Below are 25,609 nucleotides of genomic sequence, written 5' to 3'. Positions count from 1 at the left end.
CGTTGTGACATTTTTTTTCAGCTTTCTCGCCAAGGAGCTGTCAAATGAAGGTCACGGTTTTCGGTACCGGCTATGTCGGCCTCACCCAGGCAGTGTGCCTGGCCCAGGTGGGGCACTCGGTGTTGTGCATGGATGTCGACGCCGAGCGGGTCGCCAGCCTCAATGCAGGGCATTGCCCGATCTTCGAGCCCGGCCTTGCGCCGATGCTGGAGAAGAACCTGGCCTGCGGTCGCCTGCGTTTCACCACCGACGCCAGCGAAGCGGCCAACTACGCCAGGTTGCAGTTCATTGCCGTCGGCACCCCGCCACAGGCCGATGGCAGCGCCGACCTGAAGCACGTGTTCGCCGTAGTCGACAGCATCCTCGAACATGCCGACGGCCCCAAGCTGATCGTCAACAAATCCACCGCGCCGGTCGGCACGGTGCACCGCATCAAGGCGCGCATCGCCCAGGCCGTGGCCGATACCAGCCGCTTCCACGTCGTCAGCAACCCCGAGTTCCTCAAGGAAGGCTCGGCAGTCGATGACTGCATGCGCCCGGAGCGCATCATCATCGGTGGCGCGGAACCTGCCGAGGTGGAGTTGCTGCGCGAGCTGTACCTGCCGTTCAGCCGCAACCGCGAAAAGCTCATGGTCATGGATGCGCGCAGCGCCGAGCTGACCAAGTACGCGGCCAACTGCATGCTGGCGACCAAGATCTCGTTCATCAACGAAATCGCCAACCTGGCCGAGCATCTGGGCGCCGACATCGAAATGGTGCGCCGTGGCATCGGTTCGGACCCGCGCATCGGCTACGACTTCATCTATGCCGGCTGCGGTTTTGGCGGCTCGTGCTTCCCCAAGGACCTGCAAGCCCTGCGCCGCAGCGCCGAGGCCGAAGGCTTCGAGCCGCAACTGCTGCGTGCGGTGGAATCGGTCAACGAGCAGCAAAAGGGCCGGCTGTTCAGCAAGATCCAGCGCCACTACCCACGCGGTCTGCGGGGCAAGGTCTTCGCCTTGTGGGGGCTGTCGTTCAAGCCCAATACCAATGATATCCGCGAGGCCTCCAGCCGGGTCCTGCTGGAAGCGCTGTGGGCCGCCGGCGCGCGGGTGCAGGCCCATGACCCGCAGGCCATGGAAGAAATCCAGCGGCACTATGGCCCGCGCGCCGACCTGCAACTGGTGCCATGCAAGGACGATGCACTGCACGGCGCCGATGCCCTGGTGATCGTCACCGAATGGCAGGATTACCGCGTGCTCAACCTGGACAAGGTGCCGCAACAGCTGGCCGACCGGGTGGTGTTCGACGGGCGCAACCTGTTCGAACCCGAACACATGGCCGCCGCCGGCCTGACTTACTACGGCATCGGCCGTGGCCAGGTGCAGCCAGCATGCTCGTACTGATTACCGGCGTGGCCGGCTTCATCGGCTACCACGTTGCGCGGCGCCTGTGCGAGGCAGGCATCGAGGTGGTCGGCATCGACAACCTCAATGCCTACTACAGCGTCCAGCTGAAGCTGGCGCGCCTGCAGCAGCTGTTCGGCTTTGCCAATTTCCGCTTCCACACCCTCGACATCGCCCACCCGAGCGAACTGCAACAGCTGTTCGCCGGCCAGGCGTTCAGTGAGGTGATCCACCTGGCGGCCCAGGCCGGGGTGCGCTATTCGCTGGACAACCCCGGCGCCTATGGCCAGGCCAACCTGGTCGGCTTTCTCAACATCCTCGAGGCCTGCCGCCAGCAGCCACCCCGCCACCTGATCTACGCCTCCAGCAGTTCGGTATACGGCGCCAACGCCAAGCTGCCGTTCAGCGTCGACGACCCGGTCGAGCAACCGTTGTCGCTGTATGCCGCCAGCAAGCGCGCCAATGAACTGATGGCGCACAGCTACGCACACCTGTACCAGCTGCCGACCACCGGCCTGCGCTTCTTTACCGTATACGGCCCCTGGGGCCGCCCCGACATGGCGCCGTTCAAGTTCACCCGCGCCATGCTCGAGGGCCGGCCGATCGAGGTCTACAACAACGGCCTGATGGGGCGCGACTTCACCTACATCGACGACATCGTCGAGAGCATTGTGCGCCTGCGCCTGAAGCCGCCACTGTCGGCCGAGGGGCAACCGCCCTGCCAGCTGTTCAACATCGGCCGAGGTCAGCCGGTACGGCTGCTGCACTTCGTCGAATGCCTGGAGCGTGCGTTGGGCATCAAGGCCCGACGCGACTACCTGCCGCTGCAAGCAGGTGATGTGCTGGAAACCTGGGCCGACGTCGGCTCGCTGGCACGCTGGATCGACTACACCCCCGGCACATCGCTGGAACACGGCGTCAACGCCTTCGTTGGCTGGTACCGGGATTTCTACCGGGTCTGAGCCGCGCAATCACAACAAGATCACAGGTAGCCTCATGACAGATCCACTTGACCTCTCGGTGCTCATTCCCGCCAGGAACGAGGTCGACAACCTGCCGTCACTCTTGATGGAAATACGCACCGCACTGGCGGCCGAAGACCATGAAGTACTGGTGGTCGATGACGGCAGCAGCGACCGCACCCTGAGCGTTCTGCTGCAACTGAAAAGCCAGGGCTACCCGCAACTGCGCATCCTCCGTCACGAGCGCTCGCTGGGCCAGAGCACCTCGCTGTGGCATGCCGCCCAGGCGGCGCGCGGGCGCTGGCTGGCGACCCTGGACGGTGACGGCCAGAACGACCCGGCGGACATCCCCGGCATGCTGGCCCTGGTGCGCGCCAACCAGGACCTGGCTGGCGGCGTCAAGCTGGTGGCCGGGCACCGGGTCAACCGCCGCGACAGCGCCAGCAAACGCTGGGCGTCGCGGCTTGCCAACGGCCTGCGCAGCCGCTTGCTCAAGGACGCCACGCCAGACACCGGCTGCGGGCTGAAGCTGATCGAACGTGCGGCCTTCCTGCGCCTGCCCTACTTCGACCACATGCACCGCTTCATCCCGGCGCTGATCCTTCGCCACAACGGCCGCATGCTGGTGCACCCGGTCAACCACCGGCCACGTCAGGCCGGGGTGTCCAAGTACGGCAACCTGGACCGCGCCCTGGTCGGCATCCTCGACCTGTTCGGGGTCTGGTGGCTGATCCGTCGCACCCGCCTGGACACGCGCCCCCAGGAGTTCGAAGGATGACCCGCGAAACCCTGTGGCTGGTCATCGGTTTCGCCGGCCAGGCCGTATTTACCGGGCGCTTCGTGTTGCAGTGGCTGTACAGCGAGTTCAAGCGCCGCAGCGTGATCCCGGTGGGCTTCTGGTACCTGAGCATGCTCGGCAGCGCGCTGCTGCTGACCTACGCCATCTATCGCCAGGACCCGGTGTTCATCATCGGCCAGAGCTTCGGCTTCCTGGTCTACCTGCGCAACCTGCAGCTGATCGCCCGCCACCAGGAACAGAAGGAATAGCCCTTGCCTAGGTTCAACACGCTCGGGGCCGAACGCCTGGCCCTGATTGCCCTCGCGGTGTTGCTGGTGGGCGCGGGTATCGGCTGGCGCCAGCCGATGAACGTGGATGAAGAACGCTTTCTCGGCGTCGCCCTGGAAATGCTGCAGAGCGGCAACTGGTTCATCCCCCACCGGGCGGCGGAAATCTACGGCGACAAGCCGCCGCTGTTCATGTGGACCGTGGCCCTGTTCAGCCACCTCACCGGCTCGCCCAAGGTTGCCCTGTATCTGCCAGGGTTGCTGTCGGCGGCGACCATTACCTGGGTGCTGCATGACCTGGGGCGGCGCCTGTGGAACCGGCGCATCGGCGTGATCGCCGCCTTGCTGTTCCTGGCCACCTACCAGAGCTACAGCATCCTGCGCACCGGGCAGATCGACAGCTTCCTGTGCCTGTGGGTGGCACTGGGTTTCTACGGCATGCTGCGCCACTTGCTGCTCGGGCCGGCCTGGGGCTGGTTCTACCTGGCCTGCGCGGCCATGGGCCTGGGCATCATCAGCAAGGGCGTGGGCTTTGTCCCGGCGCTGCTACTGCTGCCCTATGCCTGGGCGGTGCGCCACCGCTGGCACGGGGTGGTGGCCATGCCCGGCCAGGGTTGGCGCTGGAGCCTGGGGCTGGCGTGGCTGCTGGCCGGTTGCGCGGTGTGGCTGCTGCCATTGCTGGTTTCGATCGCCCATGGTGGTGGCGCGGCGGAGCTGGCCTACCTGAAGGAAATACTCCTGCGCCAGACCGCCAGCCGCTATGCCAATGCCTGGGACCATCGCGAACCGTTCTGGTACTTCTTCGTCAAGGTCATCCCCAAATACTGGCTGCCACTGGTGCTGGCCCTGCCCTGGCTGGTACCGGCCTGGCGCCGGCAGCTGCAAAAACGCGACGCGCGCTTTCTGCTGCTGCTCGGCTGGGTGGTGCTCGTGCTGTTGTTTTTCAGCCTCAGCAGCGGCAAGCGCAAGCTGTATATCTTCCCGGCGCTGCCGGGCCTGGTGCTGGGCATCGCGCCACTGCTGCCGTGGCTGCTCAAGCGCTGGCTGCAGCGCCGGCCGGCCTGGCGCAAGGCGTTCACTGCCGTGGCCCTGGCATGGTTCGCGCTGTGGTTCGCACGCGGCTTCGTCGAGCCGCTGAAGGAAGGCCGCAACCCGCATGAAACATTGATGAGTGAAGCCGCACGGGCCACCGGCGGCGCCGAGTTGGTGCTGGTCAACTGGCGCGAGGGGCATTGGCTGTTTGCCCGGCAACCGATCGTGCACTTCGGTTTCACCGGCCAGTCCAGGGCGGACACGGCCGCTTACTGGCTGCGTCACAACCCCACGGCCTTCGCCCTGGTACCGGCTTCGGAGCTGGGCCGCTGCTTCAGTGCCGACAAGGCACGCAGGCTGGGCGAGACGTCGCGCGCAGAATGGTATGTGGTTGGTGCCGATGCCGATAACGGCCAGTGCCAGGCCACGGCCCCCAGCCACGTGTATCACTTCGCCTGGGCGGGCTCGCCTTAGTGCCTGCCAACGTTTCTGCAGGACTTCGCGGGCACGATTGCTCCCAAAGGTTTGGCGCCGAGCTCAAGCTACGCGCTATCCCTGTGGGAGCGGCCTTGTGTCGCGAAAGGGCTGCAAAGCAGCCCCAGCAATTTCAACTATTGCGCATCAATTCTGGCGCCGCGTTGCGGCCCTTTCGCGACACAAGGCCGCTCCGACAGGGGATCGCGCCACTTTTTCGGGGGCAGTCCAGGTTCCTGCCCGCCAAGGTAGTCGGGCATGGCCGGCGCACAATCGCTTGCAATCCGTCACATCTCAAAATACTGTATGAATATTCAGTATCACAGGTCAGCCCCATGCAACTCATCGCCAAACTCGGCATCCTTGCCGATGCTGCCAAGTACGACGCATCCTGCGCCAGCAGCGGCGCGCCCAAGCGCAACTCGCGCGGGGCTGATGGCCTGGGTGCTACCAATGGCATGGGCATCTGCCACAGCTACACGCCCGACGGGCGCTGCGTCTCGCTGCTCAAGGTGCTACTGACCAACTTTTGCCTCTACGACTGCCAGTACTGCGTCAACCGCCGCTCAAGCAACGTGCCACGCGCGCGCTTCAGCCCCGAGGAAGTGGTCCGGCTGACCCTGGACTTCTACCGGCGCAACTGCATCAGCGGCCTGTTCCTCAGCTCCGGCATCATCCGGTCTGCTGACTACACCATGGAGCAGTTGATCCGCGTGGCGAAGCTGTTGCGCGAAGAGCACGACTTCCGTGGCTATATCCACCTCAAGACCATCCCCGATGCCGACCCGTTGCTGATCGAAGAGGCCGGGCGCCTGGCAGACCGGCTCAGCGTCAACATCGAGCTGCCGACCGACGCCAGCCTGAAACGCCTGGCACCGGAGAAACAGGCGCACACCATTCGCCAGGCCATGGGCGTGATCCACCAGGGCCAGCAAGCCGTGGCCCACGAACCCAAGGCGCCGCGCTTTACCCCGGCCGGGCAAAGCACCCAGGTGATCGTCGGGGCCGACAGCACCGACGACAGCACATTGCTGCGCAATGCCGAATCGCTGTACCAAGGCTATGGCCTCAAGCGCGTGTATTACTCCGCCTTCAGCCCCATCCCTGACAGCCCCGGCAGCGTCCCCCTGGCCGCACCACCGCTGCTGCGCGAGCACCGCCTGTACCAGGCTGACTTCCTGCTACGTGGCTATGGCTACAAGGCCGGCGAGCTGCTGGGCCAGAGCGGCAACCTGGCACTGGACATCGACCCCAAGCTGGCCTGGGCGCTGGCCAACCGCGAAGTGTTCCCGCTGGACGTGAACCGTGCCGAGCCGGCGCTACTGGCGCGCATCCCCGGCATCGGCCTGCGCAGCGTGCAGCGCCTGGTAGCCCTGCGACGCGAACGGCGCATTCGCTACGATGACCTGATCCAGCTGCGCTGCGTGCTGGACAAGGCGCGGCCGTTCATTGTCACCAGCGACTACCGCCCGGCCCAGGCCGAGCTGCGCAGCGGCCTGCTGAGGGAGCGCTTGCGTGAGCCGCAGGCGCCGGTGCAGATGGGCTTGTGGGGATGATCGCGCTCGACTGCGACGGCCTGTTCGCCACCTGGCGTGACCAGGCCCGGGTGTTGTTGGGGCATGGCATCGACCCGTCGGAGGTGACCTGGGCGCAAGGGCCGGTGGCTGATTTGCTGGCCGTACCGACAGCGCTGCCGGAAGGCTCCGGTCCTTTTCGCGCCAAGGTGCCAGCGGCGCTGCTGAGCCAGCTGGAACAGGCCGCCCGCTACCGTGGCGAGCACCGCTGGAACCTGCTTTACGAGGTACTTTGGCGGGTGGCCCATGGCGACCGCACTGCAATGCTGGCGGGTGACCGACTGGGCAGCGAGCTGCAACGACGGATCAAGCAGGTCAATCGCGAAGCGCACCATCTGCATGCGTTTGTACGCTTCGTGCCACTACCCGAAGTATTGGCTGAACAGCTGCAACTCGACCTGGTGGCCTATCACGAGCCGGCGCATGACATTCTGGAAAGCGCCAGTGCGCATTTCGCCGACCGCCTGGGGCGTTTGCGCTGGATGATTGCCACGGCGCACGACGGCATACGCTTCGATGGCCAGGCATTCGACTACCAGCGCCAGTGCCCCGAGCCCTGGCGCCAGTGGGCCCGCAACGCCGAAGACCCTGGCGCCGAATTGTGGCGCACCTACTATCGCCATACCTTCAACCCTGCCCGCCTCAACCCCGACGCCTTGCGCCTGCACATGCCCGGGCGGTTCTGGCGTCATTTGCCGGAGGGCATGCTGATTCCGCAGCTCGAAGGCCTGGCTCGGCAAGGCAAGCAACGGGATGGCCAAGCCCTGGAAGTCGCCTCCCAGGCTGGCAAACAGATCAGCAAGCCCACACGGTAGTTGCGTATTCGCAAACCTTGATCAGTGGGGATTTCTTCGCGGGCATGCCCGCTCCCACAGGTATTGCACTGTTCTCAACGTGTGTGGAGACCTCTGTGGAAGCGGGCGCGCCCGCGAAGCAGCCAAACCATACTCAAGCCGAACGATCAGCCGCCACAGCCGTCATAACCTGAGCCGCTGCCGACACGCAAAGAGGACGCGAAATGACCCAACCCGACCCGTCATACGTCAAATGGCTCGAAGACCGCGCCATGCTCAGGGCCTCCCAGCAACGCACCCACCTGTACTCGGGCCAGTCGCGCCTGTGGCAACAGCCCTACGCCGAAGCCCAGCCCCGCCGCGCCACTGAAATCGCTTCGGTCTGGCTGACCGTCTACCCCGACGCCATCATCGCCCCCGAAGGCTGTTCGGTGCTCGCTGCCCTGGCCCACGAAGCGCTGTGGAAGCGCCTGTCGGAGATCGGCATCCAGGGCCTGCACACCGGCCCGATCAAGTTGTCCGGCGGCATTCGTGGCCGTGAACTCACCCCCAGCGTGGACGGCAACTTCGACCGCATCAGTTTCGACATCGACCCGCTGTACGGCAGCGAGCAGGAGCTGATCCAGATGAGCCGCATGGCCGCCGCGCACAACGCCGTGACCATCGACGACCTGATCCCCTCGCACACGGGCAAGGGTGCCGACTTTCGCCTGGCCGAGCTGGCCCACGGCCCCTATCCGGGGCTGTACCACATGGTCGAAATCCGCGAGGAAGACTGGCCGCTGCTGCCCGAAGTGCCTGCCGGGCGCGACGCGGTCAACCTGCTGCCGGCCCAGTGCGACGAGCTAAAGGCCCGCCACTACATCGTCGGCCAGCTGCAACGGGTGATCTTCTTCGAACCAGGTGTGAAGGAAACCGACTGGAGCGCCACGCCGCCGGTGACCGGTGTGGATGGCAAGACCCGGCGCTGGGTGTACCTGCACTACTTCAAGGAAGGCCAGCCGTCGCTCAACTGGCTGGACCCGACCTTCGCCGCCCAGCAGATGATCATTGGCGATGCCCTGCACGCCCTGGACTGCCTGGGTGCACGCGGCCTGCGCCTGGATGCCAACGGCTTTCTCGGCGTGGAGACCCGCGCCAGCGGCACTGCCTGGTCGGAAAGCCACCCACTGTCGATCGTCGGCAACCAGCTGATCGGCGGCATGATCCGCAAGGCCGGCGGTTTCAGCTTCCAGGAACTGAACCTGACTCTCGACGACATCGCGCAGATGTCCAGGGGCGGTGCCGACCTGTCCTACGATTTCATTACCCGGCCGGCCTACCAGCATGCGCTGCTGACCGGCGACACCGAGTTCCTGCGCCTGATGCTCAAGGAGATGCATGCTTTCGGCATCGACCCGGCGTCGCTGATCCATGCCCTGCAGAACCATGACGAGCTGACCGTGGAGCTGGTGCATTTCTGGACCCTGCATGCCCACGACATGTACCTGTACAAAGGCCAGACCTTGCCCGGCGGCATCCTGCGCGAGCACATCCGCGAAGAGATCTACGAACGGCTGTCGGGCGAGCATGCGCCGTACAACCTGCGCTTCGTCACCAATGGCATAGCCTGTACCACGGCCAGCCTGATCGCCGCTGCACTGGGCATCCGCGACCTCGGGCAGATCGGGGTTGCAGAAATCGAGCTGATCCAGAAGGTGCACCTGCTGCTGGTCATGTACAACGCCATGCAGCCGGGAGTGGTGGCGCTGTCCGGCTGGGACCTGGTGGGCGCCCTGCCCTTGCCCGCCGAAGCGGTCGCGCAGCGGATGCTGGATGGCGATACCCGCTGGATTCATCGCGGCGGCTACGACCTGGCCGGGCTGGAGCCGCAGGCCCAGACGTCGGTGCGTGGCATGCCCCGTGCCCGGGCGCTGTATGGCAGCCTGGACAGCCAGCTGGAAAATGGCGATTCGTTTGCCTGCAAGGTGAAGAAGCTGCTGGCGGTGCGCCAGGCCTATGGCATCGCCACCAGCCGCCAGGTGCTGGTACCTGAAGTCAGCAGCCCCGGCTTGCTGGTAATGGTGCATGAACTGCCGGCCGGGCGTGGCATCCAGATCACTGCGCTGAATTTTGGCCAGGAAGTGATTGCCGAGGAGCTGCAACTGACCGGGTTCACGCCGGGGCCGGTGGTGGACATGATCAATGAAACGGTCGAAGGGGATTTGACCGAGGATGGGCGCCTGATGGTGAACCTGGACCCGTATGAGGCGCTGTGCCTGCGGATCGTCAACAGCAGCGGCCATGTCTGAATTGTAATTGCCCTGCACAGATCCTTGTAGGAGCGGCCTTGTGTCGCGATGGGCTGCGTAGCAGCCCCGGCGATCTATGCTCGGCTAAAAACCCTGGGAGCGCTTCGCACTCCATCGCGACACAAGGCCGCTCCTACAGGCGGTGATATCCCAGAAGCGCTGGTCTGTGCCGCCTTCGCCTCCATTGCCTTCGCCGGTGAAGCTCTGAACGGCAGCCACGCGATACCTGTGGGTTTCAAGTGTCCAGACAAATGGCCGGCTTGCTTTTACCGCTCCACGGGCATAGCGTTCGGAAGTTTTCTTTTCCGTGCCCAGGAGCAACTCCATGTACACCGGCATCGTCCAGGCCGTCCGCCCTCTGCTTGATGTGACCACCTACCCGGGCCACAACCAGTTCACCATCGACCTCACCCCCGAGCTGCTCGACGAGCTGAAGATCGGCGCCAGCGTCAGTGTCGAAGGCACCTGCCTGTCGGTCACCGAAATACACGGCACCCAGGTCAGGTTCGACGCCATGACCGCCACCCTCGATCGCACCAACCTGCGCAACTTCAAGGCCGGCCAGGGCGTCAACATCGAACGCTCGGCGAAGATGAACGCCGAAGTCGGCGGCCACCTGATGGCCGGCCACATCGCCACCACCGCCGAAATCGTCGAGCTGTCGATCAAGGAAACCGGCGCCTTCATCAGGTTCCGCATGCCACCGGAATGGGGCAAGTACGTGTTCCCGCGCGGCTTCATCGGGGTCAACGGCTGCAGCCTGACCGTAGCCGATGTCGAGGACAATGTGATCACCATCAACCTGATCCCGGAAACCCTGCGCCAGACCACCTTCCCCAGCTACAAGGCCGGCGAGCTGCTCAACATCGAAGTGGACCACCAGACAATGGTGCTGGTCGATGTAGTGGAGCGCACCATCAAGAGCACCCTGGCCCGCGAAATGCCTCGCTGAGTTCCCGAGGATGCTGCCCAACACCCTCCCCGCGCGCACAGCCAAGCGGCTGCGCCTGCAGATGCTGCGTGGTCGCGTGGGCCTCGGCCTGGTCGCCGGCCTGTCCGTACTGGCCGGCATGACCGATGCCATCGGCCTGCTGGCGCTGGGCGACTTCGTGTCGTTCATGAGTGGCAACACCACGCGCCTGGCCGTCGCCATCAGCGATGCGGACCTGGCCCTGGTGCTGCGCCTGAGTGCTGCAGTGCTGGGCTTCGTCGTCGGCAACGCCCTGGGCGTGCTGCTGGCGCGCGCTTTCCGCCGTCGGGCGTGGCCGGTGCTGCTGGTAGTCGCCGCCCTGCTGGGCTTTGCAGCCGCATGGCCCTTGGCAGCCACCTTTCCAGCGCTGCTCGCTGCCACACTGGCCATGGGCATGATCAATGCCGTGGTCGAACAGGTGAACGGCCTGCCCATCGGCCTGACCTACGTCACCGGCGCCCTGTCACGCTTCGGTCGTGGGCTGGGGCGCTGGCTGCTGGGCGAGCGGCGCAATGGCTGGCGGGTGCAACTGGTGCCTTGGGCCGGCATGCTGCTGGGCGCCGCGCTGGGTGCCTGGCTGGAGCACCACCTGGGCCTGCAGGCACTGACCGGCAGCTGTGCGCTGGCCTGCGTGCTGGCCCTTGTGTCGCGGTTCATTCCACGGACTTGGCAGCGTGGCTACATGCCACACTGATCACTCGATGCGCGGGTGCTGCTGCACCAGCAACTTGCGCTTGGCCTTCAGTTCGGCAATCTGCGCATCGATGTCCTCGATCCTTTGCTCGATGTTGTCGTGGTGTTCCTGCAGCAGCTCACGCGCTTCCTCGATATCCGATGCTGCCGGTGCAGCGCCGCGCAGCGGTTTGTTGGCGGTTTCCTTCATGGTCAGGCCGGTGACCAGCCCCACCGCGGCGATCACCATCAGGTAATAGGCCGGCATGTACAGGTTGCCAGTACTTTCCACCAGCCAGGCGGCGATGGTCGGGGTGAGGCCGGCGATCAGCACCGAGATATTGAAGGCGCTGGCGAGGGCGCTGTAGCGGATGTGCGTGGGGAACATTGCCGGTAGCGTCGAGGCCATCACACCGATGAAGAAGTTCAGCAGCACGGCAATGATCAGCAGCCCGGCAAAAATCACCCCCAGCACGCCGCTGTTGATCAGCATGAATGCCGGGATGGCCAGCACCAACAGGCCGATACTGCCGACGATGATGAACGGTCGACGGCCGAACTTGTCGCTGAGCAGCCCGATCATCGGCTGCACGAACAGCATGCCGACCATGATCGCGATGATGATCAGCACGCCATGGTCTTCGCTGTAGTGCAGGTTGTGCGACAGGTAGCTGGGCATGTACGTGAGCAGCATGTAGTAGGTGACGTTGGTCGCGATCACCACGCCAATGCAGGTCACCAGGCTGCGCCAGTGTTGGGTGGCCACTTCCCTGAACGACACCTTGGGCCCGGTCGCCAGGCCTTCGCGGTCGCCTTTCTCCAGCTTGTCGACGTGCTGCTGGAAGGCTGGCGTCTCCTCCAGCGCATGGCGCAGGTACAGGCCGATGATGCCCAGCGGCAAGGCGAGGAAGAACGGCAGGCGCCAACCCCATTCGAGGAACTTGTCCTCACCCAGCACCGTAGAGATCAACACCACCACACCGGCACCCAACACGAACCCGGCAATCGAGCCGAAGTCCAGCCAACTACCAAGAAACCCCCGTTTTCGATCAGGGGCATATTCGGCGACGAAGATCGACGCGCCGGTATACTCGCCCCCCACCGAGAAGCCCTGGGCCATCTTGGCCAGCAGCAGCAGGATCGGCGCCCAGATACCGATGCTGGCATAGGACGGTATCAGGCCGATGGCGAAGGTGCTGAGCGACATGATCACGATGGTCGCAGCGAGGATTTTCTGCCGCCCGAAGCGGTCACCCAATGCACCGAAGAACAGCCCGCCCAGAGGCCTGATCAGAAACGGCACCGAGAACGTGGCCAACGCCGCGATCATCTGCACGCTCGGGTCGGCATTGGGGAAGAAAACCTTGCCCAGGGCGTAGGCGACGAAGCCGTAGACGCCGAAGTCGAACCACTCCATGGCATTGCCCAGGGCTGCCGCGGTGATTGCCTTGCGCATCTTGGCGTCGTCGACAATGGTGATGTCCTTCAGGCCGATTGGCTGGAGGCTTTTCTTGCGAGGTTTCATGTCCGTATCCCTGTCGATGAATGCTCTAAGGGATGAGATACAACGGGACACTAAATAATTCAGCGCTTACGGTTTTTTTGTGCTTTTCCTCACCGGTTGCGGCGCAGGCAAAGAAAAGCCGCTGCGATGGCAGCGGCTTGCATGGGCAACGGCTCGCGGTCAGATGCCTTCGCGGGCCAGGTCCATGGCGAAGTAGGTGAGGATCAGGTCGGCACCGGCACGCTTGATCGCGCCAATGCTTTCACGCACCACACGGCCTTCATCGATGGCGCCAGCCAGGCCGCCGAACTTGATCATCGCGTACTCGCCGCTCACCTGGTAGGCCGCCAGCGGCAGGCGCGATGCTGCGCGGATATCGGCGATCACGTCGAGGTAGGCACCGGCCGGCTTGACCATCAGCACATCGGCCCCTTCCTGCTCGTCGAGCAGCGACTCACGCACGGCTTCGCGGCGGTTCATCGGGTTCATCTGGTAGCTCTTGCGGTCGCCCTTCAGCGCGGTACCACCGGCTTCACGGAACGGGCCATACAGCGACGAGGCGAACTTGGTGGAATAGGCCATGATCGCGGTGTCGTGGAAGCCGGCACCATCCAGCGCGCTGCGGATGGCCTGGACCTGGCCGTCCATCGCCGCCGACGGGGCAATGAAGTCGGCACCGGCAGCAGCGGCGATGACAGCCTGCTTGCCCAGGTTGGCCAGGGTGGCGTCGTTGTCCACGCCGTGGTCGTGCAGCACGCCGCAGTGGCCGTGGCTGGTGTATTCGCAGAAGCAGGTGTCGGACATCACCACCATTTCCGGCACGGTGTCCTTGCAGATGCGCGACATGCGCGCGACCAGGCCGTTTTCGTTCCAGGTGTCGCTGCCGACGGCGTCCAGGTTGTGCGAAACGCCAAAGGTCATCACCGACTTGATACCGGCGCGGGCATAGCGCTCGATTTCCTGGGCCAGCAGCTTCTCGGGGATGCGGTTGACGCCCGGCATGCTGGTGATCGGCACGAAGTCATCGATGCCCTCTTCGACGAAGATCGGCAGGATCAGGTCTTCAAGGCGGAACTCGGTTTCCTGGAAGATCGTGCGCAGGGACTCGTTCTGGCGCAGGCGGCGTGGACGAACGGACGGGAATTGGTTGGACATGACAGCTCCAGGGAATTTGAACGGCGTATACCTTATGCCTGTCGCGCGCCAGTGAAAAGGCCAGATGACGAGATATTGTCTTGCGTCAAAGGCAATGGCTGCATTTTTCCTGTGCCGGCCTCTTCGCGGGTAAACTCGCTCCCACAAGTACTGCGCGATTCCTGTGGGAGCGGGCGTGCCCGCGAAGAGGCCGGCACAGGCAACACATTACTGCAGCCAGGGCGGCGCCGGCTCCTCTGCCCTGGCCGCCCCATGCTCAGCCTCGGCCCGCGCGGCGCGCCGGCGCGCATCATCCAGCCGGGCCGCATCGATCTCGCGCATCACCCCGGCCACGTCAGCCGCATGCTCGTCATCCTCGAACAGGCCCGTCAGCGGGCTGTCCGGGCGCAGTTCGCCCGCCTCGTACAAGGCCCACATTTCCTGCGCATACCGGGTGCTTTTCAGCTCCGGCGCAAAGCGCCCGAAATAATGGGCCATGTTGGCCACATCGCGCTGCAGCATGCTGAAGGCATGGTTGTTGGCCGCTGCATCCACCGCCTGCGGCAGGTCGATGATCACCGGCCCGTCCGGGCCAAGCAGCACGTTGAACTCCGACAGGTCGCCATGCACCAGCCCGGCACACAGCATCAGCACGATCTGGCGAATGACGAAGGCATGGAACGCCCGGGCATCCTCGGCCTCGAGGTGCACGTCGTTCAGGCGTGGCGCCGCGTCACCGTCGGCATCGGTCACCAGCTCCATCAACAGCACGCCGTCCTGGAAATCGTAAGGCTTGGGAACCCTCACGCCAGCGCCGGCCAGGCGGAACAGCGCCGCCACTTCGGCGTTCTGCCAGGCGTCTTCGGCTTCCTTGCGGCCGTACTTGCTGCCCTTGGCCATTGCCCGGGCCTGACGGCTGTTGCGAACCTTGCGGCCCTCCTGGTACTCGGCAGCCTGGCGGAAACTGCGCTTGTTGGCTTCTTTATAAACCTTGGCGCAGCGCACCTGGCTGCCACAGCGCACCACATACACGGCGGCTTCCTTGCCACTCATCAACGGCCGCAGTACTTCGTCGACCAGGCCGTCTTCGATCAGGGGTTCGATTCTTTTGGGTGTCTTCATCAGGCTGCGTTCGGGGTCCTGGCTGTGATGGCGGACATCCTCTCACAGCCTGATGCGACTTGCTCGTCTGTCTTCAGGCCGAAAGGCTCAGGCGCCCTGCCCTACGCGGCCAACCACCACCTCGCGCGCCCGACGCCGCGTGACCAGAAGGCCCGAACACACCACCAGCACCGCCAGCACCATGGTCGATACCACTTCCAGGCGGTGGTCCGGGCGGAACAGCATCAGCACCAGCACGCCACTGATGAACAGGATCACGCCCCACGTCAGCCACGGGAACAGCCACATGCGGTAGCCCAGTGTCTTGCCCTGTGCGGTCAGGCGCTGGCGCAGGCGCAGCTGGGAAACGGCGATCACCAGGTACACCAGCAAGGCAATGGCGCCGGAGCTTGCCATGAGGAAGCCGAACACCTTGGCCGGTACCAGGTAGTTGGCGATCACTGCCAGGAAAGCTGCGCCAGTGGACAGCAGCACAGCTACCACGGGGGTGCCGCTGCGGCTGGTCACCTGGGCACAGGCCGGAGCATCACCGCGGCGGCTCAGCGAGTAGACCATGCGCGACGCGGTATACAGCGACGAGTTGAGGCAGCTGGTCACCGACGTCAGCACCACGAAGTCGATGATGGCCTTGGCATTCGGCACGCCCAGGGTGTCCAGCACCGTGACATAGGAACCTTCGGTGGCCAGGCGCGGGTCGGTCCACGGCACCAGCGCGATGACGATGAAGATCGACAGGATATAGAACAGGGTGATTCGCCAGATCACCGAGTTGGTGGCCTTGGAAATATGCTTGCCCGCTTCGTCGGATTCGGCCGCGGCGATGGTCACCACCTCGGCACCGAGGAACGAGAACATGGTAATCAGCATGGCGCTGAGCACCGCACCAAAACCGTTGGGCATGAAGCCGCCGCTATCCCACAGGCGCGACACGCCGCTGACACCAGAGCCTGGCAGCAGGCCGAAGATGGCGCACACCCCCAGCGCGATGAAACTGACGATGGCCACCACCTTCACCAACGCCAGCCAGAACTCGAACTCACCGTAGTTCTTCACGCTGAACAGGTTGGTGGCGGTCAGCAACAGGGTAATCACCAACGACAAGACCCAGATTTCCAGCTGCGGAACCCAGGAATTGATGATGGTGGCGGCGATATTGGCCTCGATGGGGATGATCAGTACCCAGAACCACCAGTACAACCAGCCGATGGTGTAGCCGGCCCACTTGCCGATGGCGAGGTCGGCATAGGTAGAGAACGAACCGGTGTCCGGCGAGGCAACGGCCATTTCGGCCAGCATGCGCATCACCAGCACCACCAGCGCGCCGGCCAGGATATAGGCCAGGATAGTGGCGGGCCCTGCTTCGGCAATCGCACGGCCGGAGCCGACGAACAGGCCGGCACCGATCACGCCGGCAATGGACAGCATGGTGACATGCCGGGATTTCAATCCATGACTCAAATTGTTCTTGTGGGTTTGCATGGCGCTACCTTGTTGTTTTTGTCATGCCCACGCAGGGGCCGCCGGCTTGCACGTCACCGACGCAGGCGCGAAAAAGCCCGCCCTGCCCCAGGTGGTGAGTAGGGCAGTACGGGTTGAGTAAAACGAAACCGCAGAACGTATTACGGGTAGGTCAGCCGGCAGCCCGCTGACGAGGCGCCAGGTCGGCCTTGGGGAAACTGCCGCCCTGACGGCCGACCTGCTCGCATACCTTGTCGACGATGTAGGCGCCGATCGGGATGGCGGAGGTGGCGGCCGGCGACGGTGCATTGCACACGTTGACGCTGCGAGCGGTGTTGACGAACAGGAAGTCGTCGATCAGCTTGCCGTCACGCGACACGGCCTGGGCACGCACGCCGGCCGGGTAAGGCGTGAGGTCGGCCTTGGTGATGCTCGGGCAGTACTTCTGGACCTGCTTGAGGTAGCCACCCTTGAACAGCGAGTTCTTCATCTCGATCAGGCCAGGGCGGAAGTTCTTCGCCAGCACCTTGAGGATGCCGGGAGTGGTCAAGGTCTGGAACAGGTCGCCGGGGCTGACATCGCGCTTGCGGTAGCCCTCGCGCTTCATCGCCAGCACGGCGTTGGGGCCAACGGTGACGGTGCCGTCGATCATGCGTGTCAGGTGCACGCCCAGGAACGGCATGGACGGGTCGGGAATCGGGTAGATCAGGTGGTTGACGATCTGGTTGTGCTGCTTGGGCAGCAGGTAGTACTCGCCACGGAACGGGCAAATGACGAATTCGGTACGCAGGCCCAGCATGCTCACCACGCGGTCGGCCATCAGGCCCGAGCAGGTCACCAGGAAACGGCTGCGCAATTCGTCACCCTGCGTGCGCACGACCACTTCGCTGGCCAGCTCCTGCAGGCCGACCACCTCGGCGCCATAGCGGATTTCACCGCCGGCGCGCTGGAACTCGGCGCCCATGGCCGCAGTCACTTCGGCGTAATTGACGATGCCACTGGAGGGCACGAAGATGCCGCCCATGCCAACGATATTGGGCTCGCGCTCGCGCAGCTCGGCCGCCGACAGCCAGTAGCGCTCCAGGCCATTGGCCGCGGTGCGCTCCCACAGCGCCTTCATGCGCTGCATTTCCAGGTCGTTGGTGGCCACCAGCAGCTTGCCGCACTCATCGAAGCGGATACCGTGCTGGGTGCAGAAAGCCTTGGTGGCCTTGTTGCCTTCCAGGCAGAAGCGCGCCTTGAGGCTGCCGGGGGTGTAATACACGCCGGCGTGGATCACGCCGCTGTTGTGGCCGGTCTGGTGGCGGGCCGGGCCGGACTCTTTCTCCAGCAGGAGAATCTTCGCATCCGGGTAGACCTTGATCAGGTGCATGGCCGTGGACATGCCCACAATGCCACCGCCAATGATGATGAAATCGTACACAGCCTTACCTCACACGCAGGCATTGCCTGACTGGCTCACCAAGGCCCGCGCGGGCCCTGGTGGCATCGTTTTGTGCAAAGACGCGTGGGCGGGCGCCCGCCCCGCGCCCTGTCATTATTGCCCGCGCTGGTACAGCGGTTTGGGGAAGGCCACGTAGCCGCGCTGGCGCATCAGTTCGCGGCGCAGGCCTTCGTGCGGCGTGAAGCGGTCGCGGCCATGCAGCCAGAACAGGTTGTTGATCAACAGGAAACTACCCACGCCAACCGGTACCGAAAGCTTCTTCTCGCTGCCTTCCAGCGATTCGGACAAGGCGTTCAGCCAGATGCCCTCCTCGTAGTTTTCCGGCTGCACGAACTGGTCGATGTAGCGCATGGTCGGGCGGCCTTCGGCATCGGTGTCGAATACCGAGTGGAACACATCCTCGGACACCTTCTTGCTCGGCGGTGCGGTCCAGCGCATCTCGCGACGGGCCAGCGGGTGGCGGAAGAATTCGTCGCACTGCTCCCAGTCGTCCAGGTGCAGCAGCAGCGAGTTGCCGCCTTCCATGTTCTTTTCGTCGATCTTCAGCATCAGCACGTAGTCGGTGATCTGGTTGACGAAGGTGCCGTCGTTGTGCAGCTCCATGACCCGGTGCGGCTGGCGCAGGTAGCTGTCGGAGTTGTCGGTGTTGACCACCACGAAGCGGGCATAGAACTGGCCACTCATGGCGTCGTAGTTGGAGCGGCCGATCAGGTGTGCGCAGGCGGTGGTGAACGTGACCATGTCCTCGGCCTGGCTCACGTCATCCAGGCCGACCGGGGTGATCAGCATGCCGCCGCTGGCGCGGTTGAGGATGGTATTGAGCAGCACCGGCCGCAGGGTGCCCTGGCACAGTTCGTCGAGGATCTCGCCAACCCGGAAGCGCAGGAACGACTTGTACTCCAGCGCCTGCACCGGCCACTGGGCAACAGCCTGGACGAACGCTTCGACCGTTTCGCGGGCAAAGGTGAGCTCAAGCAGGCGCGGCGACTGTTTCGAGGGGGCGATGGTGAAACCACGCGGTTCGAGCGGCAGTGGCATCACAAGTTCGTCGATCTGCGTAAAAGCGTTCATGGCAGTGTCCTGGCAGAGAAAGTGAGTGGCGCCGTCCGGTCATGACCTGGATCAGTGCGGGCGAGCTAAAATTATCGCCATAAACGCAAAATGTCTACATTTTTATTTTTCAACGACAAAACGTATGTTTGTCCATTGTTTTTCGCCGGCGAACGCTTTCGGTATGATCGACAAAACCGTTTGAGGAACAGGACCTTGGAAGCGCTCGCCCCCCGACAAAACTCAGCATTCAGCGGGTATGAGAGGCTCAAGAAGGACATCATCCGCGGCGTGTTCAAGCCCGGAGAAAAGCTGCTGATGAGCACCCTGAAGGAACGCTACGACCTGGGCGTGGGCCCGCTGCGCGAAGCACTGTCGCAGCTGGTGGCCGAGCATCTGGTCAACGCGATCAGCCAGAAGGGCTACCGTGTGGCGCCCATGTCGCTGGACGAGATGAACGACATCTACGATGCCCGCGCCAACCTGGAGGCGATGATCATCACCCTGGCCATCGAACGTGGCGACGACGCCTGGGAGGCGTCGGTACTGGCCCACTCGCATACTTTGGCCAAGGTGGTTGAAGTGAAGACCCGCGAGCAACGCCTGGATGTATGGGACGAACGGCACAAGGCGTTCCACACGGCCATTGCCTCAGGCTGCGGCTCCAAGCACCTGCTGCAGGCGCGCACCTACCTGTTCGATCAGGCCGAGCGCTACCGGCACCTGTGGCTGACCCAGACGGTGTTTTCCGAACAGGCCCTGGAGCTCAAGCGCCAGGAGCATGCGGCGTTGGTCGAGGTGATTCTGGCCCGGGACGCCAAGCGCGCCAGCGCCATGATGCGTTCGCACCTGATGACTCCGGTGCCGATCATTGCGCAGATCATGCATGCCGAGGGTATCGGCGCACGCTGAGCGCTTTGCCCTGGCCTGCGCGGTCCTTTGTAGGAGCGGCCTTGTGTCGCGAAAGGGCTGCGAAGCAGCCCCGGCAATTTGTGCATTTGTGCTGAAATCCCGGGGCTGCTGCGCAGCCCTTTCGCGACACAAGGCCGCTCCTACAAGGGGGCGGTCAGCCGGTCAGGTGGCCAGATGAATTTTTCTTAAATCGCCGTTTGGCTATTCTTTGGCACAATCAAGTCTCCATTAGATGTCCGGGAACCAGCATGCCTCGCGTACTGACCATCGAAGACGACGCCGTCACCGGCCAGGAAATCGTCGCCGAACTTACCAGCCACGGCCTTGAGGTGGATTGGGCCGACAATGGCCGTGAAGGCCTGGCCAAGGCCATTGCCGGCGGCTACGACCTGATCACCCTGGACCGCATGCTGCCCGAGGTCGATGGCCTGACCATCGTCACCACGCTGCGCAGCCTCAAGATTGCCACGCCGATCCTGATGATCAGCGCCCTCTCCGACGTCGACGAGCGGGTGCGCGGCCTGCGTGCCGGGGGTGACGACTACCTGACCAAACCGTTCGCCTCCGACGAGATGGCCGCGCGGGTAGAAGTGCTGCTGCGCCGCAACAGCGTGCCCATGACCCAGACCCGTCTGCAGGTCGCCGACCTGCAACTGGACCTGATCAGCCACGAAGCCCGCCGTGGCGAACAGACCCTCAACCTGCTGCCCACCGAGTACAAGCTGCTGGAGTACCTGATGCGCCATAGCGGCCAGGTGATCACGCGGATGATGATTTTCGAGGAAGTCTGGGGCTACCACTTCGACCCGGGCACCAACCTGATCGACGTACACATCGGTCGCCTGCGCAAGAAAATCGACTCGCCCGGCCAGTCGCCGCTGATCCGTACGGTACGGGGCTCCGGCTATGCCATTGCTGAACCCGTCTAAGGGCTGGAGCTCCTCGACCAGCCGCCTGCTGGCGCTGTACAGCTTTCTGTTCGTGGCCTGGAGCAGCATCCTCATGGGGGTGCTGTACTTCGAGGTGTCCAGCTACCTGAACAAACTCACCCGCCATTCGATGCTGCAGCGCCAGCACCTGTTCGCGCACATGAGCGGCAAACAGCTGGACGACGCCCTGGTCGCCAGCCAGGCCTTCGAAGAGCGCAGCTTCGACGCCTACGGCCTGTTCGACAACCAGCTCAACCCGATCGGCGGGCGCATTCGCGCCATCCCGCCAGAGCTGGGGCTGGACGGCAAGGTTCACGAACTCAAGCGCTGCCTGGACGCCGACGACCCACACATGCCGCGTGACAGCTGCGACGCGGTGGCGATCAAGGTGCAGGATGGCCGCTGGCTGGTGCTGGTGCGCGACAACGGCTCGCTGTTCGTGGTCACCCGGATCATCCTGCATGCCCTGCTCTGGGGGATCTCGCTGACCCTGATCCCGGGCTTTGCCGGCTGGTACCTGCTAAGGCGCCGCCCGCTCAAGCGCATTCGCGCGATCCAGGCCCAGGCCGAACTGATCGTCGCCGGTGACCTTACCCACCGCCTGCCGCTGTCGGCCCGGCGTGACGAGCTGGACATGCTGGCGGCCATCGTCAATGCCATGCTCGACCGCATCGAGCGGCTGATGCACGAGGTCAAGGGCGTGTGCGACAACATCGCCCACGACCTGCGCACCCCGCTCACGCGCCTGCGCGCCCAGCTGTACCGCATTCGCCAGCAAAGTGACGTCGACTCCACCCAGGCCGAGGCACTGGACCAGGCCATCGGCGAAACCGATACCCTGATGGCGCGTTTTCGCGGTTTGTTGCGTATCAGCGAACTGGAAGACCGCCAGCGGCGGGCCGGTTTCGTCCAGCTTGACCCGCACGAACTGCTGGTGGAGTTGCACGACTTCTACCTGCCGCTGGCCGAAGATGGCGGCATCCGCCTGGAACTGCAGCAGCCAGCCGAACTGCCGGCGTTGCACGGTGACCGCGAACTGCTGTTCGAGGCACTGGCCAATCTGGTGGGCAACGGCATCAAATTCACGCCCGAGGGTGGGCTGGTGCGGATTACTGCGACGCAGGACGACAAGGGCCTGCGCCTGGCCATCGAGGACAGCGGGCCGGGTATTCCGGAAGAGGAACGGGCGGCAGTGCTGAAGCGCTTCTACCGTAGCGATGAAGGCCACCGCCATGCGGGGTTCGGGCTGGGGTTGTCGATCGTTGCGGCGATCGTCGACCTGCATGGGTTCGGGCTGGAGGTGGGGGAAAGCGAGCTGGGTGGGGCCAGGTTGGTGTTGCACTGCCCGCTTGCGGGGCTGGCCAAATAGAAACGGGGCCGCTTTGCGGCCCATCGCGACACAAGGCCGCTCCTACAGGGATTACGCAAGCATTGAATGCAACGCTATTCCTGTAGGAGCGGCCTTGTGTCGCGATGGGCTGCAGAGCAGCCCCCTTGAAACCGATCAGTCGGCCAGACGCCAGGTAGTCCCACCCTTGCTGTCTTCCAGCACCACACCCATGGCGGTCAACTGGTCGCGAATGCGGTCGGACTCGGCCCAGTTCTTGTCCGCACGCGCCTGCAGGCGCGCCTGGATCAAGCCCTCGACCTCAGCGGCATCCACCTTGCCTTCGGCACCGGCACGCAGGAAGTCATCGGCCTCCAGCTGCAGCACACCCAGCACATCACCCAGCTCGCGCAGGCGACCGGCCAGGCCGGCAGCGGCCTCCAGGTCGCTGTCGCGCAGGCGGTTGATCTCGCGCACCAGGTCGAACAGCACGGCGCAGGCTTCGGGGGTGCCGAAGTCGTCGTTCATGGCCACGCTGAAGCGCTCGACAAACTCTTCGCCACCCTTGGCCGCCACCCGTGGCAAGCCGCGCAAGGCGTGGTAGAAGCGCTCCAGTGCGCCCTTGGCATCGCGCAGGCTGTCTTCCGAGTAGTTGATCGCGCTGCGGTAGTGGCTGGCCACCAGCAGGTAGCGCACCACTTCAGGGTGGTACTTCTCGAGCACGTCGCGGATGGTGAAGAAGTTGTTCAACGACTTGGACATCTTCTCGCCATTGATCCGGATCATGCCGCAGTGCATCCAGGCGTTGGCGTACTGCTTGCCGGTGGCCGCCTCGCTCTGGGCAATCTCGTTCTCGTGGTGCGGGAACTCCAGGTCGCTGCCGCCACCGTGGATGTCGAAGCTTTCACCCAGGCAGCAGGTGGACATCACCGAGCACTCGATGTGCCAGCCCGGACGCCCTGGGCCCCATGGCGATTCCCAGCTCGGCTCGCCCGGCTTGACGCCCTTCCACAGCACGAAGTCCAGCGGGTCCTGCTTGGCTTCGTCAACCTCGATACGGGCACCGATGCGCAGGTCTTCGATCTTCTTGCGCGACAGCTTGCCGTAACCGACGAACTTGCCGACGCGGTAGTACACGTCGCCATTGCCCGGTGCGTAGGCATAACCCTTGTCGATCAGGGTCTGGATCATCGCGTGCATGCCGGCGATATGGTCGGTGGCACGCGGCTCCTGGTCCGGCGGCAGGATGTTCAGGCGGCGCTCGTCTTCGTGCATCGCGTCGATCATGCGGGCGGTCAGGGCGTCGAAGCTTTCGCCGTTCTCGTTGGCCCGGTTGATGATCTTGTCATCGATGTCGGTGATGTTGCGTACATAGGTCAGCTCGTAGCCGCTCTTGCGCAGCCAGCGGGTGACCAGGTCGAAGGCCACCATGCTGCGGCCATGGCCCAGGTGGCAGTAGTCGTATACGGTCATGCCGCACACGTACATGCGCACCTTGTTGCCATCCAGCGGCTTGAAGGTTTCCTTCGCTTTGCTCAGCGTGTTGTAGATGGTAAGCACGGCGGTTCCTCAGCTGCCCCAGGAGTCACGCAGGGTGACAGTGCGGTTGAACACCGGGCGGCCCGGCTGGCTGTCTTTCAGGTCGGCGCAGAAGTAGCCTTCGCGTTCGAACTGGAAGCGGTCCTCGGGCTGCGCCTGGGCCAGCGACGGCTCGGCACGGCAGCCGCTGAGCACTTGCAGCGAGCCTGGGTTGATGTTGTCCAGGAAGCTGCCGCCCTCCTCGGTCTTTTCCGGGTTCGGCGAGCGGAACAGGCGGTCGTACAGGCGCACTTCGCACTCGACGCTGCCCTCGGCCGGCACCCAGTGGATCACGCCCTTGACCTTGCGGCCTTCCGGGTTCTTGCCCAGGGTGTCCGGGTCGTACGAGCAGCGCAGCTCGACGATGTTGCCGTCGGCATCCTTGACCGCCTCGTCGGCGCGGATCACGTAGCTGCCGCGCAGGCGCACTTCACCGGCCGGTTCCAGGCGCTTGTAGCCCTTCGGCGGCTCTTCCATGAAGTCGTCGCGGTCGATGTACAGTTCACGGGAGAACGGCAGCACGCGCACGCCCATGTCTTCCTTCGGGTGGCGCGGCAGTTCGAGCTGCTCGACCTGGCCTTCCGGGTAGTTGGTGATGACCACCTTCAGCGGGCGCAGCACGCACATGGCGCGCGGTGCGGTGCGGTCCAGGTCGTCACGGATGCTGAACTCGAGCATCGACATGTCGACCACGCCGTCGGAACGGTTGGTGCCGATCATTTCGCAGAAGTTGCGGATCGAGGCCGGGGTGTAGCCACGGCGACGGAAGCCGGACAGCGTCGACATGCGTGGGTCGTCCCAGGCTTCGACGTGCTTTTCGTCCACCAGCTGCTTGAGCTTGCGCTTGGAAGTGATGGTGTAGTTCAGGTTCAGGCGGCTGAACTCGTACTGGCGCGGGTGTGCCGGCACCGGCAGGTTGTCGAGGAACCAGTCGTACAGCGGACGATGCCCTTCGAACTCCAGGGTGCAGATCGAGTGGGTGATGCCCTCGATGGCGTCCGACTGGCCGTGGGTGAAGTCGTAGTTCGGGTAGATGCACCACTTGTCACCGGTCTGGTGGTGGTGGGCATGGCGGATACGGTACAAGATCGGGTCGCGCAGGTTCATGTTCGGCGAGGCCATGTCGATCTTGGCCCGCAGCACGCGCTCGCCATCCTTGAACTCGCCGGCCTTCATGCGGGCGAACAGGTCGAGGTTCTCGTCAACGCTGCGCTCGCGGAACGGGCTGTTCTTGCCCGGCTCCTTGAGGTTGCCACGGTATTCCTTGGCCTGCTCGGGGGTAAGGTCGCAGACGTAGGCCTTGCCACGCTTGATCAGCTCGACCGCCCAGTCGTGCAACTGGTCGAAGTAGTCGGAGGCGTAGCGCACGTCGCCGGCCCAGTCGAAGCCCAGCCACTTGACATCGCTCTGGATGGCGTCGATGTACTCCTGGTCTTCCTTGGCCGGGTTGGTATCGTCGAAACGCAGGTGGCAGACGCCCCCGAATTCCTTGGCCAGGCCGAAGTTGACGCAGATCGACTTGGCGTGACCGATGTGCAGGTAGCCATTGGGCTCCGGCGGGAAACGGGTGACGATGCTGCTGTGCTTGCCCGAGTCCAGGTCGGCCTGGATGATCGGCCGCAGGAAGTTCGCAGGGACAGCGGGGGCGCCTTTGGCAGCGGCGTTGGGCGCGTTGTCGGCAGTGGGCTTGCTCATAGGATCCTTGAATGCACGTGTCCGGCCTGGGTAGGCCGATTGAATCAAAGGGCCTATCATAGCCGAAGCAGTCAAGCTGCTGACAGTCGGGCCCGGACAAACTGGCGTGATTTATCACGGCTTTTTGCCGCAGCCTGGCAAAATGGCCAGTGCGCGCCATGTGTCGCGATCGCCTGATCCTGCGTCAGGTGATAACCCGCGCCCTGCGCACCCTAATTCCGATTGCCTTGAAAGAGCGAG

The 25,609-nt window shown here is 64.1% G+C and carries 21 protein-coding genes; 13 read left to right on the top strand and 8 right to left on the bottom strand.

Features of this window, described 5'->3' with window-relative positions:
• Positions 1-44: 44 nt before the first annotated feature.
• From C163_RS11895 to C163_RS11850, 10 genes are all read left to right on the top strand, one after another.
• Positions 45-1,382: a UDP-glucose/GDP-mannose dehydrogenase family protein gene (locus C163_RS11895; protein WP_025338961.1), complete on the top strand. Its 1,338-nt coding sequence runs from the start codon at positions 45-47 to the stop codon at positions 1,380-1,382.
• The gene (locus tag C163_RS11890) at positions 1,370-2,344 is read left to right on the top strand and encodes an NAD-dependent epimerase/dehydratase family protein (RefSeq protein ID WP_025338960.1); all 975 of its coding nucleotides are present in this window, start codon (positions 1,370-1,372) and stop codon (positions 2,342-2,344) included. Before C163_RS11895 ends, C163_RS11890 begins: the two co-directional genes overlap by 13 nt.
• Before the next feature lie 34 nt (positions 2,345-2,378).
• Positions 2,379-3,122 carry a glycosyltransferase family 2 protein gene (locus tag C163_RS11885; protein WP_025338959.1) on the top strand — a complete coding sequence of 248 codons (744 nt, stop codon included), beginning with the start codon at positions 2,379-2,381 and terminating at the stop codon, positions 3,120-3,122.
• Positions 3,119-3,391 carry a lipid-A-disaccharide synthase N-terminal domain-containing protein gene (locus C163_RS11880; protein WP_025338958.1) on the top strand — a complete coding sequence of 91 codons (273 nt, stop codon included), beginning with the start codon at positions 3,119-3,121 and terminating at the stop codon, positions 3,389-3,391. Before C163_RS11885 ends, C163_RS11880 begins: the two co-directional genes overlap by 4 nt.
• A gap of 3 nt (positions 3,392-3,394) precedes the next feature.
• Positions 3,395-4,915, top strand: a complete 1,521-nt coding sequence (locus C163_RS11875; protein ID WP_025338957.1) for a glycosyltransferase family 39 protein — start codon at positions 3,395-3,397, stop codon at positions 4,913-4,915.
• Positions 4,916-5,250: 335 nt separating this feature from the next.
• A complete protein-coding gene (locus C163_RS11870) occupies positions 5,251-6,471 on the top strand; it encodes a putative DNA modification/repair radical SAM protein (protein ID WP_025338956.1) in 1,221 nt (406 codons plus the stop codon).
• On the top strand, positions 6,462-7,304 hold the full coding sequence (locus tag C163_RS11865; RefSeq protein ID WP_025338955.1) for a TIGR03915 family putative DNA repair protein: 843 nt from the start codon (positions 6,462-6,464) through the stop codon (positions 7,302-7,304). Before C163_RS11870 ends, C163_RS11865 begins: the two co-directional genes overlap by 10 nt.
• Positions 7,305-7,507: 203 nt before the next feature.
• Complete coding sequence (treS, locus tag C163_RS11860) at positions 7,508-9,574, top strand: maltose alpha-D-glucosyltransferase (RefSeq protein WP_025338954.1); 2,067 nt, start codon at positions 7,508-7,510, stop codon at positions 9,572-9,574.
• Between the two features lie 325 nt (positions 9,575-9,899).
• A complete protein-coding gene (locus tag C163_RS11855) occupies positions 9,900-10,526 on the top strand; it encodes a riboflavin synthase (RefSeq protein WP_025338953.1) in 627 nt (208 codons plus the stop codon).
• Between the two features lie 10 nt (positions 10,527-10,536).
• Complete coding sequence (locus tag C163_RS11850) at positions 10,537-11,238, top strand: YoaK family protein (protein WP_025338952.1); 702 nt, start codon at positions 10,537-10,539, stop codon at positions 11,236-11,238.
• Here the strand turns inward: C163_RS11850 and proP are convergent, their stop codons facing one another.
• From proP to glaH, 6 genes are all read right to left on the bottom strand, one after another.
• Positions 11,239-12,741: a glycine betaine/L-proline transporter ProP gene (gene proP, locus C163_RS11845; protein WP_025338951.1), complete on the bottom strand. Its 1,503-nt coding sequence runs from the start codon at positions 12,739-12,741 to the stop codon at positions 11,239-11,241. It lies immediately after the preceding gene.
• Between the two features lie 159 nt (positions 12,742-12,900).
• On the bottom strand, positions 12,901-13,875 hold the full coding sequence (gene hemB / locus C163_RS11840; protein WP_013972900.1) for a porphobilinogen synthase: 975 nt from the start codon (positions 13,873-13,875) through the stop codon (positions 12,901-12,903).
• A 207-nt stretch (positions 13,876-14,082) separates the two neighbouring features.
• Complete coding sequence (locus C163_RS11835) at positions 14,083-14,976, bottom strand: PA4780 family RIO1-like protein kinase (protein ID WP_025338950.1); 894 nt, start codon at positions 14,974-14,976, stop codon at positions 14,083-14,085.
• Between the two features lie 87 nt (positions 14,977-15,063).
• A complete protein-coding gene (gene gabP, locus C163_RS11830; protein WP_025338949.1) occupies positions 15,064-16,455 on the bottom strand; it encodes a GABA permease in 1,392 nt (463 codons plus the stop codon).
• A gap of 151 nt (positions 16,456-16,606) precedes the next feature.
• A complete protein-coding gene (lhgO, locus tag C163_RS11825; protein WP_025338948.1) occupies positions 16,607-17,857 on the bottom strand; it encodes an L-2-hydroxyglutarate oxidase in 1,251 nt (416 codons plus the stop codon).
• A 114-nt stretch (positions 17,858-17,971) separates the two neighbouring features.
• Positions 17,972-18,949, bottom strand: coding sequence for a glutarate dioxygenase GlaH (gene glaH, locus C163_RS11820; protein ID WP_025338947.1), 978 nt, complete (start codon positions 18,947-18,949; stop codon positions 17,972-17,974).
• Positions 18,950-19,144: 195 nt separating this feature from the next.
• On the opposite strand from glaH, the gene csiR reads away from it, so the two are divergent.
• From csiR to C163_RS11805, 3 genes are all read left to right on the top strand, one after another.
• On the top strand, positions 19,145-19,840 hold the full coding sequence (gene csiR / locus C163_RS11815; RefSeq protein ID WP_015270630.1) for a DNA-binding transcriptional regulator CsiR: 696 nt from the start codon (positions 19,145-19,147) through the stop codon (positions 19,838-19,840).
• 248 nt (positions 19,841-20,088) lie between these two features.
• The gene (locus tag C163_RS11810) at positions 20,089-20,769 is read left to right on the top strand and encodes a response regulator transcription factor (RefSeq protein ID WP_025338946.1); all 681 of its coding nucleotides are present in this window, start codon (positions 20,089-20,091) and stop codon (positions 20,767-20,769) included.
• Positions 20,747-22,138: a HAMP domain-containing sensor histidine kinase gene (locus C163_RS11805; RefSeq protein WP_025338945.1), complete on the top strand. Its 1,392-nt coding sequence runs from the start codon at positions 20,747-20,749 to the stop codon at positions 22,136-22,138. Before C163_RS11810 ends, C163_RS11805 begins: the two co-directional genes overlap by 23 nt.
• 135 nt (positions 22,139-22,273) lie before the next feature.
• Here C163_RS11805 and cysS read toward each other — a convergent pair whose 3' ends face one another.
• Complete coding sequence (cysS, locus tag C163_RS11800) at positions 22,274-23,656, bottom strand: cysteine--tRNA ligase (RefSeq protein WP_025338944.1); 1,383 nt, start codon at positions 23,654-23,656, stop codon at positions 22,274-22,276.
• A gap of 9 nt (positions 23,657-23,665) precedes the next feature.
• Positions 23,666-25,369 carry a glutamine--tRNA ligase/YqeY domain fusion protein gene (locus C163_RS11795; protein ID WP_025338943.1) on the bottom strand — a complete coding sequence of 568 codons (1,704 nt, stop codon included), beginning with the start codon at positions 25,367-25,369 and terminating at the stop codon, positions 23,666-23,668.
• Positions 25,370-25,609: the final 240 nt, after the last annotated feature.

This window comes from Pseudomonas sp. FGI182 (assembly GCF_000511325.1).
GTDB classification, from domain to species: Bacteria; Pseudomonadota; Gammaproteobacteria; order Pseudomonadales; family Pseudomonadaceae; genus Aquipseudomonas; species Aquipseudomonas putida_Z.
The sequence above is the reverse complement of the archived record's forward strand: the minus strand, read 5'-3'. Positions and strand labels throughout refer to the sequence as shown.

Excerpts from the sequence above, each read along its gene's own strand:
- C163_RS11795 (WP_025338943.1), bottom strand. The coding sequence starts at position 25,369 with ATGAGCAAGCCCACTGCCGACAACGCGCCCAACGCCGCTGCCAAAGGC.
- proP (WP_025338951.1), bottom strand. The coding sequence starts at position 12,741 with ATGAAACCTCGCAAGAAAAGCCTCCAGCCAATCGGCCTGAAGGACATC.
- treS (WP_025338954.1), top strand. The coding sequence starts at position 7,508 with ATGACCCAACCCGACCCGTCATACGTCAAATGGCTCGAAGACCGCGCC.
- C163_RS11885 (WP_025338959.1), top strand. The coding sequence starts at position 2,379 with ATGACAGATCCACTTGACCTCTCGGTGCTCATTCCCGCCAGGAACGAG.
- C163_RS11805 (WP_025338945.1), top strand. The coding sequence starts at position 20,747 with ATGCCATTGCTGAACCCGTCTAAGGGCTGGAGCTCCTCGACCAGCCGC.
- C163_RS11810 (WP_025338946.1), top strand. The coding sequence starts at position 20,089 with ATGCCTCGCGTACTGACCATCGAAGACGACGCCGTCACCGGCCAGGAA.
- C163_RS11835 (WP_025338950.1), bottom strand. The coding sequence starts at position 14,976 with ATGAAGACACCCAAAAGAATCGAACCCCTGATCGAAGACGGCCTGGTC.
- C163_RS11880 (WP_025338958.1), top strand. The coding sequence starts at position 3,119 with ATGACCCGCGAAACCCTGTGGCTGGTCATCGGTTTCGCCGGCCAGGCC.
- C163_RS11850 (WP_025338952.1), top strand. The coding sequence starts at position 10,537 with ATGCTGCCCAACACCCTCCCCGCGCGCACAGCCAAGCGGCTGCGCCTG.
- C163_RS11895 (WP_025338961.1), top strand. The coding sequence starts at position 45 with ATGAAGGTCACGGTTTTCGGTACCGGCTATGTCGGCCTCACCCAGGCA.
- C163_RS11890 (WP_025338960.1), top strand. The coding sequence starts at position 1,370 with ATGCTCGTACTGATTACCGGCGTGGCCGGCTTCATCGGCTACCACGTT.
- hemB (WP_013972900.1), bottom strand. The coding sequence starts at position 13,875 with ATGTCCAACCAATTCCCGTCCGTTCGTCCACGCCGCCTGCGCCAGAAC.
- C163_RS11870 (WP_025338956.1), top strand. The coding sequence starts at position 5,251 with ATGCAACTCATCGCCAAACTCGGCATCCTTGCCGATGCTGCCAAGTAC.
- C163_RS11855 (WP_025338953.1), top strand. The coding sequence starts at position 9,900 with ATGTACACCGGCATCGTCCAGGCCGTCCGCCCTCTGCTTGATGTGACC.
- gabP (WP_025338949.1), bottom strand. The coding sequence starts at position 16,455 with ATGCAAACCCACAAGAACAATTTGAGTCATGGATTGAAATCCCGGCAT.
- glaH (WP_025338947.1), bottom strand. The coding sequence starts at position 18,949 with ATGAACGCTTTTACGCAGATCGACGAACTTGTGATGCCACTGCCGCTC.